Genomic DNA, 16,243 nt, shown 5'->3' on the forward strand with positions numbered 1-16,243 from the left:
CAGGCCTTTTTCTCCGCGATGCATAGGTCAATTGATAAGGTTCACAGAAATTCGGAAGAATTGGCAATCCGAGTTTTCCGAGACACGAAAGAAATTTTCAGAGCGGGGAAGCGGATGAACCAGGCCAATCTCATAGTCGCAAGGATAGAGCGGGCGCGACAGGACCGCGGCATCAGCGTGGCCGAACTCGCCCGCCGAATCAATGTGGACAGAAAGCGCCTCTGGTACGTCCTCAACGGGCAGCGCTCTATGCACGTCGACGAGTTCGTCCGCCTCTGCGCGGTCATGGACATGAGCCTCGCCTGCTTCCTCACGAAGGAGCAGGCGAGCGACCTGGCCGAAACACGCAGGAGGATGGCGGAGGACTACGGGCCGGCGAGCCATGCGGGCCCTTTCCGATTCTAGCGAGGAGGTGCCGCATGGACCGCGCTGCCAGGCATACCGCCCAGACCGCCGCCCTCTCGGCACTCATAGCCCTGCCCTGCATTTTCGCGCCATCGGCCTTCCCACCGCCTTCGCCATGCCCGAGGCATGGCGAGCAATCTGTTTGAGGAAGCGGGAGGCGCGACCTTCCGCCGATGCGGAAGGGGCCGAGAATGGCGAGCGATTACGGCGACGACGCCGGAGAGAAGATGATAGAGGACTTCGCGCGCTTCGGGGAGCGCATGGGCGAGAGGGCGATGTACGACCGTGCGAGGCGGATGCGGAGCGCGTTCGAGAACGCCACGGCCGCGACGCGCGGAGCCGCGGGGGAAGGCGATGCCCGCGAGAAGCCCGCCGAATGGGCGAAGCTCGACATGGCCGAGTTTCAGGAGATCGAGGACTATGCCGGCATCAAGGGGATCATCGAGGCGAAGCTCAGGGCGCACGCCGTCGACTCGGCGTGGTTCGTCGAGCCCGCCACGGGTAGGGAGCACCTTCTGTTCCGCGTCGCGGACGCCAGGGAAGTGTGGCTCTCGTTCGACGAGCTCTCGCGCGAGACCGACGCGGCGTGCGAGCGCGCGGCTGCGGAACTCGCCAAGCGGGAAGCCCGCGAGGCCGCCGGGGCACGGGACGAGCGTCCGCTCGAGGCGCGCGCTGGGCAAGCCCGCGCGGCGGCGTCGGCCCTCGAGGCAGAGGGCGCCACCACGCGCGCTGCAACGCGAGGACCCCGCATGCAGGAGGTGCGGGCGAGATGACGACTGCACGAATCATGGCGGCAGCCCTCGCCTCCATCGCCGCCTTCCTCCTCGGGAACTCGTACGCCGCATGCCTGCTCTCGCTTCCGGGCAGCCCCGCGTCCAACCTCACGGAAGCGGCCAAGCGCCTTCCTTCCTTTCTGCTAGGACACGGCCCCCTCTCGCTCGAGGCTGCCGCGCTCGCGACGGGGCTCGTGGCCGCCTGCGCCGTGTGGTGCGCCTGGGCGTGGTCGCTCACGCACGGGAACCCGGAGCGGCAGGGCGAGGAGCACGGCAGCGCCCGCTGGGGCACCGTCCGCGAGGGCAGACGATTCATGAACCTCGAGGACCCCGACAGAAACATCGTCCTCACGAAGCACTTCGGGATGGCGATGGACCGGCCCGACCACGACCGACGCTTCGAGCGCAACCGGAACGTGCTCGTGGTGGGCGGCTCCGGCTCCGGGAAGACGAGGGGGTTCTTCGAGCCCAACATCATGCAGCTGAACTCGAACTACCTCGTGACCGACCCGAAGGGCGAGACGCTGCCCCGGATGGGGCACATGCTCGAAGCCGCGGGATACAAGATACTGGCGTTCAACACGGTCGACTTCTCCAAGTCCCTCCACTACAACCCCCTGGCGTACATCCGCGACGAGGCGGACATCCTCGAGTTCGTGTCCTGCCTCATAGAGAACACGACCGGAGACCGCGAGCACGCAGGAGACCCCTTCTGGGAGAACGCCGAGAGGCTCCTCTACGTGGCGCTCATCGGGTACCTGGTGTACCGCTGCCCGCCCGAGGACTGCTCGCTGTCGGGGGTGGTCACCCTGCTCTCCCTCGCGAAGGCGAAGGAGTCGGACGAATCGTACCGCAGCCCGCTCGACCTGCTTTTCGAGGAGGTGGAGACCGGGATGCGCTGCGTCGCGGCGTTCGGCGGCGACGGCCAGGGCTTCGACCCGACGAGGAGGGCCTCCTACGACCCGGCAGGCTCCTGCCGGTGGGTCAAGGTCGCCGAGCCCGTCCCCGTCGACTCGGACTTCGCCCTCCTCCACTACAAGATGTTCAAGGACGCCGCGGGAAAGACCCTGAAGTCGATCCTGGTCTCCTGCAACACGCGCATGGAGCCTTTCGCCATACCCCAGGTGCGCGAGCTCGTCAGCCGCGACGAGATGGAGCTCGACCGGCTCGGCGACGCCGAAGGGAGACGGGCGGTGTTCGCCGTCATGTCCGACACCTCCTCCCTCTACTCGTTCCTGTTCTCGATCATGCTCTGGCAGACGATGAGCATCCTCTGTAAGCGCGCCCTCGTCGAATACGGGGGCTCGCTTCCCGTGCCGGTGACGCTGCTCATGGACGAGTTCGCCAACATCGGGCGGCTGCCCGACGTCGAGCGGATGGTGGCGGTCGTGCGCAGCCGCAACATCTCGATGGCATTCGGGCTCCAGTCTCTCTCCCAGCTCAAAGCCGCCTACAAGGACAACGCGGCGACGATCGTCGACTGCTGCGACACCCTGCTGTTCCTCGGCGGGAAGTCGAACGAGACGGCGAAGGAGATCTCCGAGTCGGTGGGAAAGGAGACCGTGTCGACCGTCACGTGGAACGAGAGCCGCGGCCAGTCCGCCTCGTCGACCCGGAACTGGAGCACCCTCGAGCGAGACCTCGTGCAGCCCTCCGAGGTGGCGAGGCTGCCCCGCGACGAGGCGATCGTCCTCATCGCGGGGGCGAACCCGCTGAGGGATCGCAAGTTCGACATCGAGGACCACCGGAGGTGGCGCGAAGTGTACCCGGGGCATCCCGGGGCGTCGCACCGCCTGCCCTTCGACTACTCGGAATACATGGAAAGGAGAGATGCCTGATGCTGGCGAACATCATCAACCTGGTCTCGGGATGCGTGACCTTCCTGGGGGGCTTCCTCATCGTATGGGGCGCCGTCTCGCTCGGCCTCGCCATCCGCGAGCAGCAGGGCGGCGCATCCATAGCGAGCGCAATATCGACCATCGCCGGCGGCGCAATCATCATCGCCGCCGCCGTCTACTTCGGCATGCTCGACACGAGCTGGCTTCCCGCGTAGGGGCGACCCGATGCTGAGCGTGGCGGTCCACAAGGACATCGGGGAGTACACGGAGAAGGTCGTCGGCAAGCTCTCGGCGAGAACGCTCGCGTGCACCGCCGGGGGGCTCGCGTCCTCCGTGGCGACGGCGGCGGCGCTCAACCTGGCGCTGGGGGTGCCGGTGGACGCGGCGACGCTGCCCGTCATGGCGGCATCGATGCCTTTCTGGCTCATGGGCTTCTGGCGCCCGAAGGGCCTCACGGCGGAGAGGTACCTGGCGATGCTCGCGCGCCATGCGCTGTCCGACGGCGTGCTCGTGTACTCGACGGGAAGCAGGCCCTGGGAGGCGGCCGGGGGAATCGCGTGCCGGCGGGTGGACCGCAGGGCGCGCAGGAGGAGCAGGAGGAAGGGGGCCGAGAAGCGTGGCCGGAAAGAGTAGGGGGCGGAAAGGCGCCGCCAGGGGGAAATCCCTCGAGCGCCGCATCGCCGAGCAGGAGCGCGAGCTCACGGGGCGGATGGCGGAGAAGAGGAGGATGCGCCGCGCGGCCCGGGACGTCTACTCCGCCATAGGCTACGACCTGATGTACCCCGACGGGATCGCGCAGGTCGAGGAAGGGCTTTTCAGCCAGACGATGGCGTTCGAGGACATCAGCTACCAGTCCGCCCGCGAGGAGAGCCAGCGCGCCATCTTCTCCGGATGGTGCCAGCTGTTCGACTACTTCGGCGCCGACAGCTGCGTGCAGCTCACCGTGGTCAACCGCCCCATTCCCGCCGAGGAGATCGGGACGAAGAGGTTCTTCCCGACCGACGACCCGCAGACTGCGGCGTACGCGGAGGAGTACAACCGGATACTCAACGACAAGATGCGGGAAGGCGTGTCCAACCTGGTCAGGGAGCGCTACCTCACCTTCGCCGTGGGCGCGCCCTCCGTCGACGCGGCGGTCCCGAGGCTCGCCCGAATGCGCGGGGACGCGGAGCAGACCCTCGCCAAGATGAGAAGCTCCTCCCGAACCCTCTCGGGGGCCGAGCGCATCGGCGTCCTGAACGGACTGCTGCGCCCCGGGAAGCCGAACCTGTTCTCCTGGGACGCGGTCGGCGCGAGAGGAGGGCTCACGACGAAGGACTTCGTGTGCCCCTCCTCCCTCGACTTCAAGCCCGAAGGCAGCGCCTCCTGCTTCAAATCCGGCGACACGTGGTGCCAGGTCCTCGTGCTCGGCAGGTTCGGCAGCGAGCTGTCGGACCGCTGCCTCGCCGACATCATCGACCTGCCGGTCCCCCTCGCGATCACCCTCCACGTCCAGGCCATGGACAAGTCGAAGGCGGTCGCCTTCGTGAAGAAGCGGATCGCATGGATGGACAAGGAGATCATCGACGAGCAGATGGGGGCGGTCAAGAAGGGGTACGACTTCCAGATACTGCCCTCCGAGCTCAAATACTCGAAGGAGGAGGCGGAGGACCTGCTCGACCATCTCCAGAACAAGAACCAGAGGCTCTACGTCTACACGGGGCTCGTGTACACGTACGCGCCGACGAGGGAGGGGCTCGACGAGCGGGTGATGCAGATCGTGTCGACGGCGCGGCGCAACTCGATCGAGGCGGACGCCCTCGACTACCGCCAGCGCGAGGGCCTGAACTCCATCCTTCCCCTCGGGCACAACCACGTCGAGGTTTCCCGGATGATGACCACCGCACAGGTGGCCATACAGATGCCCTTCGCGACGCAGGAGCTCTCGCACGAGGGAGGAGGCTACTACGGGCAGAACAAGCAATCTTCGAACCTCGTCCTATGCAACCGGAAGAGGCTTGCGAGCCCCATGGGCTTCGTCGCCGGCAAGCCCGGATCGGGGAAGTCGTTCTCCGTCAAGCGAGAGATAGAGAACACCATCCTCGCGTACCCCGAGGACGAGATCATCGTCCTCGACCCCGCCGGAGAGTATTCCCCCGTGGTCGAGGCGAACGGCGGGGAGTGCATACGGTTCGCCCCCGACGCGGACACGCACCTCAACCCGTTCGACCTCTCCGACGTCGCACACCAGTCGCGCTCCGCCCAGATGGCCTTCAAGATAGACGCCTTCCTGGCGTTGTCCAGCGCGACCATGGCCGAGGGGGACCAGGGGCTCCCGGAGGCCGACAAGTCCATCATCAGCCGCTGCGTCGAGCGGGCATACCGCGACGCGGACGAGGAGGGGCGCACCCCCCTTCTCGGGGACTTCCACCGCATCCTGAAAGCGCAGCCCGAGCCGGAGGCCCGGGACATAGCCCTGCGCTACGAGCGCTACGTGGAGGGCGCTCTCTCTTTCTTCAACCGCCCTTCGAACGTGACGTTCGACCGGCGCATCACCAATGTCGACTTCAGGGACCTCTCCGAGAACATGCGCGCCTTCGGGATCATCACGGTTCTCGAGTGCGTGCGCAACCGGATGTACCGCAACTTCGATCGCGGCGTCACCACCTGGCTCTACATCGACGAAGTGCAGAGCCTGTTCGGCCACCCCTCGATCATCGCGTACTTCAGCCGCTTCTGGGCCGAAGGTCGCAAGTTCAACCTCATCGCCACGGGCATCACCCAGAACAGCGTCTACATGCTCGACCACGAGGAGGCCCGGAACATGGTCCTCAACTCCGACTTCATCCTCCTTCACAAGCAGTCGCCCCTCGACAGGCGCGCCTGGACCGAGCTGCTCGACATGAGCGCCCAGGAGGCGTCCTACATAGACGAGTCGGTCAGGGCTGGCGAGGGGCTGCTCATCGCGGGCGGCGCGCGCGTCCCCCTGAAGGACAGCTTCCCCAAGGGGTCCCTCTACGACCTGTTCAACACGAAGCCCGACGAGGTGGCGGCGCGCAAGCGCGAGGAGGGGTTCAGAAGGCGCGCCGAGAGCAGGCGGAGGAAAGACGGCGGGGTGAGCGCGACGTGACCAGGGAAACCCGCCGCTCCGAGCCCGCGGCGTCGGGCGGCGCCCCGCCGGACCCTCCCGTCAGGGCCGAAGGGGCCGGCGCCGAAGGAATCGCATCGTCCGGCAGGACCGACGCGGTGAGCGCAGGCCTGGTGTCAGGCGAGGAGAGGTTCGCCGTCCCGGCGCACGGGGGCAAGGCGGCCAGCATGGGCCTCGGAAGGTCACGCCGGCCCGCGTCGCCTTCGGCCGCAAGGCGGAAGCGGCGGTCCGAGCGGGCGCCGGTCGAAAGCGGGCTGCCGGCGGACGTCCGCAAGGAAGGGGAACGTCGGCGCGCCCCCGCTCCGACGGCGGCCGCGTACCTGAAGAAAGCGATCGCCGCAGCCGCCGAAAGGGAGGCGGAGGACTCCGACGAGCTCGAAGGGGCGCCGGACGCCGTCCGGGCCGGGAAGGGCGCGTGGAGGGTGGCCGGCAAGGCGCGCGCGGCGGCCCCCTCCCGCGAGATCAGCGCCGTCCGAAGCGGAGAAGGGGCAAGAGGGAGCCTGGCCGGGGAAGGGCGAGCCCTGCGCCGCGGCCGAGCCGCGGAGAAAGCGGCGCGCCGCCGGCCCGGAAGGCCGCGGGCGGCACTCCAGGCGGTCGGGAGGGAGCCCCGCAGGGCCTTCGCCGCCCGCGCCGCAGCGAAGGGAGGAGGGGGCAAAGCCGCGGCTGCGGCCGCAGCCGCGGCCGGTCCCCTTGCGGGGATCCTGTCCGGCGTGCTGTGCTTCGTCCTCGCAGCGCTGGCCGTCTCCCAGATTGCGAGCGCGGTCTTCGGGTTCTGGAGCGATGCGGCTTCGAAGGCTTCGCTCGAGGGGCTGCCTCCGTACATGACGGTGGAGATGGTGGAGGCCGCGCTCGAGTGCCAGGAGGAGTACGGCCATCCGGCGGGCTGCACCCTCGCGCAGATCATCTGCGAAAGCGGGCAGGGCGACGGCCTCTCGGCCCTCGCCGAGCGCGACAAGAACCTCTTCGGCATCAAGTGGTCCTCCTCGTTCCTCGGGTGCCCCGAAGTCGCGGGCAAGAGCTCATGGGCGACGAACGAGGAGGTCGGAGGCCAGGTCGTGGGCATTATGGCCGACTTCACGACGTTCAAGAGCCATCGCGACTGCATCGTGTTCCGCTCACGCGTCCTCCTGTCCGGCCCCCCCTACGTCGGCAACGCCCTCATCCGGGAGGCCATAGCCTCGTGCGACTCGGACAGGATGGCCGAGGGACTGAAGGACGCGGGGTACGCGACCTCTTCGAGCTACGTCGAGGTGCTCAAAGCGGCGATGGACGAATACGGCCTCAGGCGCTTCGACGGGATGAGCCTGGAGGACTTCAGGGCGGGCGCCGCCGACGGCGACGCGATCGTCGCCGCGGCGGAAAGCCAGCTGGGGGTGCCGTACGTATGGGGAGGATCGATTCCCGGGGTCGGCCTCGACTGCTCGGGGCTCACCCAATGGTGCTACGCGCAGGCGGGCATCGACATACCCCGCTACTCCGAGGACCAGGCCGCGTCGGGAAAGCGCGTCCCCCTCTCGGAAGCGGAGCCGGGGGACATCCTCTGGCGCCCCGGCCACGTCGCCATCTACGTAGGCGGAGACGAGTACATCCACGAGCCCAAGCCGGGGGACGTGTGCAGGCGGGAGACAGGGATCGCCTACTTCACCTGCGCCGTCCGCTACAGATAGTCAAGAGACAGGAGGACTCCCATGCAGAGGAAGAACAAGGCGATGATCGCCGCGGCCATCGGCATGGTCGCGATAGTCGTCGCGACGACGGCGGTGCGCTGCTCCATCGCGCATACCGCAGGCCAGGCCGACGCCGACCCTCCCGCAGCCTCGCTCGAACAGCCCGCCGAGCAGGAGGGCCCGGAGACGGAGCCCGAAGCCGGGGAGGAGACCGACGGGGCGTCCGCCGTCCTGGAGGAACTGCGGGTCAGCGCGTGGACCGCGGCCGACGGCTCGGGCAAGACGCTCGCCTTCCGCGAGGGATCCTTCGTCGAATCCGATGGGGCCTCAGTCTCGATGACCGCGTTCGAGGTTGAGGGGTCGGGGTCTTCGGGCGCCCAGCGTTGGCTCGACGTCCTGCTGCTGAAGGACGGGGACGCGGCGGGCGAGTCGGCCACGATCGTCCTGGACGAGGACGACGAGGTCTCCTCGGTCGCGTGCGACGGGTTCTCCCTTTCCGGGAGATACGTCCGGACGGCGACGTCCGGCGGGACGGTCGAGGTGACGGGGCTCGCCGAGCCCTACCCGTCATTGGTGGACGGCAGGACCGACGAGCTAGCGGCGGCGATCTCCGAATGGGCCGCCGGGCACGCGCCCACCGCCACGAGCGCCTCCTTCGACGGGGAGGTTTTCGTCGACATCGCCGGCGGGCGCGTCAGCGCCACGTTCCATTTGGACGACGACGCCTCGACGATCGTCACCGCGGTCTACCGATCCGGCGAGTTCTCCGTCCTCGGTTAGGAGGCGACGATGACAGAGACGATCGCGAAGGCCGTCGGGAGCCGCGGGTTCTCGCTCGCGTTCTCCCTCACCGTCCTCGCGTGCGCCGCATCCCTCGCCCTCCCGGCACCTGCGTTCGCGGGGATCGCGGAGGACATCAACGCATGGCTGTGCGGGGTGCTGCGAGACACCTGCAACTGGATATTCGCCGGGCAGACCGACATGCTCAGGTCGATCGGCACGGACGGGGTGCTCGCGGCGGACTTCGCGCAGATGCTCGGGAGCGCCGGAGAGGTGACGATGTACGACCTCGTGCGAGGCGTGTGGGAGGCGGCGATCCTGCCCATCGGCTGCGGCATGCTCTCGTTCGTGTTCACCGTCCAGCTCATCAAGGTGTCGCAGCGCATGGACAGCAACGCGAGCATGCCCGGGGTCAAGGAGGTCGTGTTCATGCTCGTCTTCTTCGCCGTGTTCCTGTTCCTGATTCAGAACAGCTTCGACCTCATGCAGGCGGTCTACCAGGTGGTCCAGCTCGCGATAGACCGCGTGACGGGCCTTTTCGGGACCGGATCCGAGCTCGACCTCGAGGCGGTATCCATCACCACGACGGACGACGACGTCGCGGCGCTGGTCGCCATGCTCGTCGTCGCCCTCGTGAGCTGGCTGGTGGTCATCGTCGCCTACGTGGTTGCTCTCGTCGTGAGCTGGGCGCGCGCCATCCAGATCTACGTGATGGCCGCGTTCAGCCCCATCCCGCTCGCCCTCGTCTCGCTCGACGAGACGAGGCAGATGGGCGTCGGGTACCTGAAGAACTTCGCCGCCGTCTGCCTCGCCGGGATCATCATCCTCGTGCTCCTCGTCTCGTTCCCCATCGTCCTGGGCGGGCTCAACGCCGCGAGCGTCGGCGCTCCGGTGGTCGACTCCATCGTCGGCGGCCTGTCCTACGCGCTCCAGTACCTGGCGATGTGCGTGCTCCTGATCCTCTCGCTCGTGAAGAGCGGCGCATGGGCGCGCGACATCCTGGGCGGGTGATCGGGGTGGAGCCCCGTCCCGCTCGCCCTGAGGGCGGCCGGCGGAAGGCGCCGGCCGCGAAAGACAGCATCGGAAAGGAGAAGAAATGGCAGAGAAGAAGAACGTCTACGTCTCGCTCCACGAGGCGTTCGTCCGTGAGGGCATCCAGTACACGGACAGGAGGACGGGCGAGCAGAGGTCGTTCAACGTCGTCCGCCTGCCCCCCGACACCGTCATCGACGGCAGGGACGTCGGCGGCTACGAGTTCAGCCCGCTCTACGTGAACCCTTCGAGGTTCCGCGGGGAGCACTGGAGGGACGTGCCGCTCCTCGCGGACCGGGAGGTGCGCCTGAGCAGGTCGGTGCTCGACGCCGAAGGCAGGCCGATCCTCGGAGAGGACGGCCGGCGGCAGAAGGAGACCGTGACGGTCACGCCCTCCCAGATAAGGGACGCGCTCTCGGAGGCGAGGAAGCGCTACGCGGAGGAGAACGCACGCGACGGAAGGGGCCTGGCAGAGCGGGCCGCGGAGGCGAAGGGAGCCTCCGAGAGCATGGAGAGGGGCGGCGCGCGCCCTTTCGCCCGTGACGCGAGATAGGAGGAGAAGATGGGACAAGCAACCAAAGCGGCGAGGGCGGGCACGGCGGCGAGGATCCTCCTCGCCGTCCTCCTCGCAATCGACATGATGGCGCCTGCGGCCGTCCCGCAACGCGCCCATGCGGCGGAGTCGGGAAGCCTGACCGTGGGCAGGACCATCAGCTACGACTCGTATTTCACCAACTGGTTCGAGGTCGACGGGCAGGCCGCATGGTGCGGCAACCCCTCTATGGCGACCCCGGGGGCGGGATCGTATCCCAAGCAGGCCCTCTCCGCGGCGAGCGGGCGCACCGCCGAGCTCGCCGCCGACATGTGGTTCTCGTACGGATCGCCCGGATTCGACGCGTCCCTCTGGCCCGGCAGCTGGGTCGACGGGAGCGCCATGACCCCCGACCGGTACACGGCGCTCGCGCACATCCTCATGGCGGACACCTATTCGAGCGACGGCAACTACGCGATGTACGGCTGCTCCGAGGCGTTCCGGGACTGGGTCGCCTGGAACGTCCTGGGCTTCGACGACTCCGGCGCCGTCTCCAACGAGAGCGCGACGGGCAGGCTCATCGCCTCCCGGACGGGCGAGGTGCCCTCGTCCTTCGAGCCCTTCATGCTCTACACGGGCGCGTCGACGCAGGTGATCCTCTCGTTCACGTACAGCACGACGGTCAAGGTCGCCAAGGCGGCCTCGGAGTCGTGGGCGCAGCAAGACCCCGACTACTCGCTCGCCGGCGCGGTCTACGGCATCTACCGCAGCGCCGCCGACGCGGAAGCGGGCGCGAACCGCGTGGCTACGATCACGACCGGCGCCGACGGCTCCGGCGAGTCGGGGAGCCTGGGCGCGACGAGGGAGACGTTCTACGCCAAGGAGGTGAGCCCCTCCCCCGGATACGCCCTCGACCCTGAGGTGCACGAGGTCTCCCCCGACAACGACTACACCTTCTCGTCGGAAGAGCCGCCCATCACCGCGCGCATAGTGCTGAAGAAGGTCGACGCCGAGACCGGCGCGCCCGCAGCCCAGGGCGACGCCACCCTCGACGGGGCGGTCTACCAGGCCTCTTTCGAGCGGGGCGGCGAGACGGAGACCGTCGAAGGGACGACCGCCGGCGGCTCCATCGTGTTCGACGGCCTGCCCCTCGGGGAGGTGGAGATCAGGGAGGTGTCCCCCTCCGACGGATACCTGCTCGACCGGGAGGTCCACCGCATCGAGGTGACCGCCGAGATGGCGCAGGCGGGCGACGCGGTCATCGAGGTGTCGCCCGAAGGCGAGTTCGGCGAGCTCGTGCAGCGCGGCGGCCTCATCATCGGCAAGGGCGACGCCGAGCGCTACGAGCACGAGGGCGGCACGTTCTGGAACTACGCCCAGGGCGACGCCACGTTCGAAGGCGCCGAGTTCACGCTTTACAACCGCTCCGACGCCGCCGTCTGGTACGACGGGAACGGGGACGGAGAGCTGCAGGACGGCGAGATGGTCGACCCCGACGGGGTCGTCGCGGTCCTATCGACCGAGTACAACGCCTCCCTCGACGCCTGGACCGCCAGCACCGGCGTGCGCGCGCTGCCCTACGGCACCTACGAGGTCGTCGAGACGAAAGCGCCCGAGGGCTACACGGGCGAGGGGATCGTGAGCCACGTGGTCGAGATCCGCGAGGACGGGCAGTTCGACCAGCTCGTGGAGGCCGACGGCATCCTCAACGAGGTCGTCCGCGGCGGCGTCCAGGTGCAGAAGAACGACCTCGAGCTCGGGGAGAGCGAGGCCCTCGGCGGAGCCGACCACTCGAGCCTGGCCGACGACAGATACCTCGGAACCTCCCTCGAGGGGATCGGGTTCACCATCACCAACGTGTCCGAGCACGGCGTCATGGTCGGCGGGACCTACTATCCCACGGGCAGCGTCGTCGCCGTCATCGAGACGGCGTGGAATCCCGAGGCCCAGGCCTACACCGCGCAGACCGCGTCCGACGCGCTGCCCTACGGCACCTACACCGTCGCCGAGACGGCGACCAACGAGAGCTACCTGCTCACCGACGGCGAGCCCCGCACGTTCGAGGTCCGCGGCGACGGCATCGTGGTGACCTCGGACGTGGACGGCGGAGCGCTGTTGTGGAGCGACCAGGTGGTGCGCCACGACATGCATCTCCAGAAGAAGGGGACCGTCCACGGAGAGAAGCTCGGGCTCGTCCCGTTCCTCATCACCAACGTCACCACCGGCGAGGCCCACGTCGCCGTCACCGACAGGAACGGCATGCTGTCCACGTCTTCGGAATGGCGCAGCCGCGAGGAGTCGGTGAACGCGAACGACGCCCTCATTTACGAGGACTACATCGACTCGGAGGACATCGTCGAAGGCTCCGGCATCTGGTTCGGAACGGGCGAGCACGGCTCGCAGGCCGCGCCCGACGACTCCCTCGGCGCGCTTCCCTACGGCGAGTACACGATCGAGGAGATGCGCTGCGAGGCGAACGAGGGGTACGCCCTCTGGTCCGACGCGTTCAACGTGAACCGGGACACCACCGAGACCCCGATGGACATAGACCTGGGGACAGTGGACGACGTCCCCGAGCCGAGAATCGACACGGTGGCGCTCGACAAGGCCGACGGCGACCGCTCCATCGCGCCCTCGGGAGACGCCGTCATCGTCGACGAGGTTTCGTACGCCAACATGCCCCTCGAGGAGCTCACGGCGCGCGGCGGACTGGTCGACAAGGCAACGGGAGAGCCCCTCGTCGTCGACGGCGAGCAGGTCGTCGCCGAGAAGACGTTCGCGCCCATCTCCCCCTCGGGCACGGTGGACGTGGAATTCGAGTTCGACGCGTCCGGGCTTGCCGGGATCGACATAGTGGTGTTCGAGGAGGTCCTGCTCGACGGCGAGGTCATCGCCGAGCACGCAGACATCCTGGACGCCGACCAGACGGTGGCCGTCGAGGCGGCGCCCGAGATCGGGACGGTGGCGACCGACGCCGCCGACGGGGACCACATGGCGTCCGCCGACGGGACCGCGCGCATCGACGACCAGGTCTTCTACAGCGGGCTCGAGAAAGGGAAGGCCTACAGGGTCGAGGGAGTCCTCATGGACCCGGAGACGGGCGAGCCCCTGGACACCGGCGACGGGGCGATCGTGGCGGAGACGGATTTCGTCGCCGAGGGGGAAAGCGGGTTCGCCGTGGTCTCCTTCGAGCTCGACGCCAGCTCCCTCGAAGGCAGGAGCACCGTCGTCTTCGAGAGGCTCTACGACTCCGAAGGCACCTTGGTCGCCTCCCACGAGGACCTCGAGGACGAAGGGCAGACCGTGAGCTTCACGGAGCCTTCGCCCGAGATCGGGACAACCGCGACCGACGGCGACGACGGGGACCACGAGGCCTACGCCGATGACGACGTGACCATCGTCGACGAGGTGCGCTACGAGAACCTCGAGCCCGGGGTCGAGTACGTCTTGACGGGCACGTTGGTTGACCGCGACGCGGCGAAGCCCGTGGAGGAGGAAGGCGCGCCCCTCACGGTCGAGGTTCGCTTCACGCCCGAGGAGGCCGACGGGTCGGTCGAGGTCGTCTTCCGCTTCGATGGGACGGGCCTCGCGGGGCGTACCGTCGTGGCGTTCGAGGAGCTGACGCTCGACGGCGAGGTCGTCGCGGAGCACAAGGACCCCAACGACGAAGGCCAGAGCGTGAACCTGGTCGAACCGCCCTCCGAGACGCCGGACGAGCCCTCGACCCCCGCCGGCAAGCTGCCCAAGACAGGCGACTCCCTGCCGCTTGTCCCCCTTGCCTGCCTCGTGGGCGCCGCCCTGACGGCGGCCGGCGCCGCGCTCATGGCGCGCCGTCCGGACGGGCCCGCCCCCGAGAAGCCGCACGAAGGCGAAGAGGAAGGCGAGTAGAATGGCCTTCCTGCTGCACCTGGTAGGAATGGGCATGGGGCTGTGCACGCTCGTCGCCTACGCCTGCATCAAGGTAGGGGCTGAAAGCGAGCGAGACGAATAAAAGCGAGTCAACTGAATGCAAGCACTTGCGGGGAGAGCCGCCTTCGCGCGGTCCTCCCCGCTCGCAATGCCGTACTCCGGGCTCGTGTCTGGCGAGATCCGCGAAGTCGGGGCGAAGCTTCTCTCATCCACACCCGCCCGAATCTCTCTCGCGCAGGTTTATCGCGACCGCTCTCGCTCGCGATAAAATGGACTGGACGTTTCCGCGGAGCCATCTGCGTTAGGAGATTCTATGTCCAGCGGGTTTTCCTCCATTCGGAGGGTTCACATTCAATCAGGCATGTTTGACTCAGGGGCGGATTTCGATTTGTTCCGCTCTCCAGGCAACAATGGGGTCCAGCATAGGGTCTCCATCCTGTTCGGCAGAAATGGATCCGGCAAAACGACAATATCGCAAGAAATCGACCGGATTTCAGTCGACGGAACGTGCGACAGCCCGTTCAGGGACGAAGCAGGTGAATCGGTATCCCTAACGAGCAAGGAAAAGCAATCCATCAGGGTCTTCAACGAAAAATACGCCCAAGATACCGTTCTTCTCCGAGAAGAAGGGCTTGAGACAATAGTCATGCTGGGCACCAAGGCCCAAGCGCAGAAACGCATCGATGAAATAGACGAGGAGCTCATCGAGGTCGGCAAAAAGTTTACCGAATGGACCGTCAAAAAAGATAGCGCGGAGAATGGGCCTCAATCCCTCGGTTCGCTTCTATCGAAAGCGAAAGACGAGGCGAAAGGCGGGGGCTGGGCGGATCGGTGCCATGAGATCACGGGGACGCGATCCAATTTGACCGTGCAAAGATGGGAAGCGATCGTGGGCGCGGAAACGGACCTCAGCAGACGCGAGGTCGAAGCCGAGTACTCCGAGAAGCTCGCCCAATACCAAAGGGCCGAGAATGCAGGATCGGAAACCGTTGCAAGAATCGGCATGATCGACGCGCAGAAGTACGACGAAGAAGCCTTGGTGGGGCTTCTGAGCAAAGCGCTGGACGAGCCGATCCTCACCGAAAGGGAGGAGCGCATTTTCGCGCTGGTGCAAAACGGCAGGCAGAGGATGGTCGAATACGCACGGGAAATCGCGTCCGACGACGAGACGGACTCATGCCCTCTCTGCCAGCAGGACCTGACGACCGAGTACAAGGAGTCTCTCAAACAGAGCGTGCTCAAGGTTCTCAACAAAGAAGTCGATCTGTTCAGGAAGGACCTCGAAAGCCGCAGAATACCCATCATCGAGGAGGATGAGCTGGGGCTCGGCAAGGCGCCGGAAGACTTGGCTTCGAAATGCCGTGAAGCCTTGGGCAAAGTGAACGGGGCAATAGCCGCATACGCAGAACTTATCGAGAAGAGACTCCAATCCCTCTATGAGCCTCTTGGGGCGGAACCCCTCGGACTTACCGAAGCGATCGCAGCCTTCAACGCCTCATCTGCAGAGACCAACAAGGAGATCGACGATCTTAACGCTGCGGTGAGGAGCAGGGCGGCATTGAAGCGGCGGTTGCTGAATCTAAACGACCAGATCGCCCGGATCGATGCTAAAGACTCGATAAAGCGGTATGCGGATACCGAAAAGGAGCTCGAGACGGCAAGAAGAGAGCTGACGAAAGCGATCGAAAAACGCCGCGAGCTCGAAAGCGAGCGCCGTGCCGAAGAGGCGAAAATGTCCATGACCGACCTCGCGGCGAACGCCATCAACGGCTATCTGGCAAACGTTTTCTTCGACAGCTCCAGGTTCGTCCTTGTCCCATACGCCAACGTGTACAAGATCGAGTCGCACGGAAAGCCCGTGCGGCCGAGCGAGGTGTCCACCGGGGAGCGCAACATCCTCGCCCTGTGCTATTTCTTCTCCGAAGGCGGGAAGATGAAATTCGAAGGGTCAGAAGACTCGGACCCTCAATACGTCGTCCTAGATGACCGTTGTGTTAGACCGCTTTGGATACTGGGACTTTTCCTATAATCTTTCTTGCTTAGATAGCAGGCGAAAGCGAAGGAGCTCCTATGGTCACCAAGGATGATGCGTGTTGGATAATCGGCCTTTCCGCAGGTGCGGGCATTGGCGTATACCTTGATGGCGGCTGGGGCGTCGATGCGCTTGTCGGGCGTGAGAC

12 protein-coding genes are annotated in these 16,243 nt (G+C 66.7%); all 12 read left to right on the forward strand.

Translation table 11 applies throughout. The features are described from left to right. Positions 1–114: 114 nt before the first annotated feature. The 12 genes from LQE90_RS09615 to LQE90_RS09670 all read left to right on the forward strand — a co-directional run bounded on the left by LQE90_RS09615 (position 115) and on the right by LQE90_RS09670 (position 16,092). Positions 115–405 carry a helix-turn-helix transcriptional regulator gene (locus tag LQE90_RS09615; RefSeq protein ID WP_176878046.1) on the forward strand — a complete coding sequence of 97 codons (291 nt, stop codon included), beginning with the start codon at positions 115–117 and terminating at the stop codon, positions 403–405. Positions 406–596: 191 nt separating this feature from the next. After that, positions 597–1,178: a hypothetical protein gene (locus LQE90_RS09620; RefSeq protein ID WP_176878045.1), complete on the forward strand. Its 582-nt coding sequence runs from the start codon at positions 597–599 to the stop codon at positions 1,176–1,178. After that, complete coding sequence (locus LQE90_RS09625) at positions 1,175–3,016, forward strand: VirD4-like conjugal transfer protein, CD1115 family (RefSeq protein ID WP_216529560.1); 1,842 nt, start codon at positions 1,175–1,177, stop codon at positions 3,014–3,016. The genes LQE90_RS09620 and LQE90_RS09625 overlap by 4 nt, the downstream gene beginning before the upstream one ends. Further along, entirely contained in the window at positions 3,016–3,231 is a 216-nt protein-coding gene (locus tag LQE90_RS09630; RefSeq protein ID WP_176878043.1) for a hypothetical protein, read from the forward strand. Before LQE90_RS09625 ends, LQE90_RS09630 begins: the two co-directional genes overlap by 1 nt. Before the next feature lie 10 nt (positions 3,232–3,241). Further along, positions 3,242–3,649, forward strand: a complete 408-nt coding sequence (locus LQE90_RS09635) for a PrgI family protein (protein WP_216529561.1) — start codon at positions 3,242–3,244, stop codon at positions 3,647–3,649. Between the two features lie 76 nt (positions 3,650–3,725). Beyond that, on the forward strand, positions 3,726–6,125 hold the full coding sequence (locus LQE90_RS09640; protein WP_231088280.1) for a VirB4-like conjugal transfer ATPase, CD1110 family: 2,400 nt from the start codon (positions 3,726–3,728) through the stop codon (positions 6,123–6,125). A gap of 185 nt (positions 6,126–6,310) precedes the next feature. Next, positions 6,311–7,810, forward strand: coding sequence for an NlpC/P60 family protein (locus LQE90_RS09645; protein ID WP_216529562.1), 1,500 nt, complete (start codon positions 6,311–6,313; stop codon positions 7,808–7,810). Positions 7,811–7,831: 21 nt separating this feature from the next. Further along, a complete protein-coding gene (locus LQE90_RS09650) occupies positions 7,832–8,590 on the forward strand; it encodes a hypothetical protein (protein WP_216529563.1) in 759 nt (252 codons plus the stop codon). A gap of 9 nt (positions 8,591–8,599) precedes the next feature. Further along, entirely contained in the window at positions 8,600–9,601 is a 1,002-nt protein-coding gene (locus tag LQE90_RS09655; protein ID WP_216529564.1) for a VirB6/TrbL-like conjugal transfer protein, CD1112 family, read from the forward strand. Between the two features lie 85 nt (positions 9,602–9,686). Next, a complete protein-coding gene (locus tag LQE90_RS09660; RefSeq protein WP_176877442.1) occupies positions 9,687–10,175 on the forward strand; it encodes a DNA gyrase in 489 nt (162 codons plus the stop codon). Between the two features lie 9 nt (positions 10,176–10,184). Then, positions 10,185–14,042 carry a VaFE repeat-containing surface-anchored protein gene (locus LQE90_RS09665; protein ID WP_216529565.1) on the forward strand — a complete coding sequence of 1,286 codons (3,858 nt, stop codon included), beginning with the start codon at positions 10,185–10,187 and terminating at the stop codon, positions 14,040–14,042. 334 nt (positions 14,043–14,376) lie between these two features. Next, complete coding sequence (locus tag LQE90_RS09670; RefSeq protein ID WP_216529566.1) at positions 14,377–16,092, forward strand: AAA family ATPase; 1,716 nt, start codon at positions 14,377–14,379, stop codon at positions 16,090–16,092. Positions 16,093–16,243 lie beyond the last annotated feature (151 nt).

This window comes from Paraeggerthella hominis (assembly GCF_021044775.1).
GTDB lineage: Bacteria > Actinomycetota > Coriobacteriia > Coriobacteriales > Eggerthellaceae > Paraeggerthella > Paraeggerthella hominis.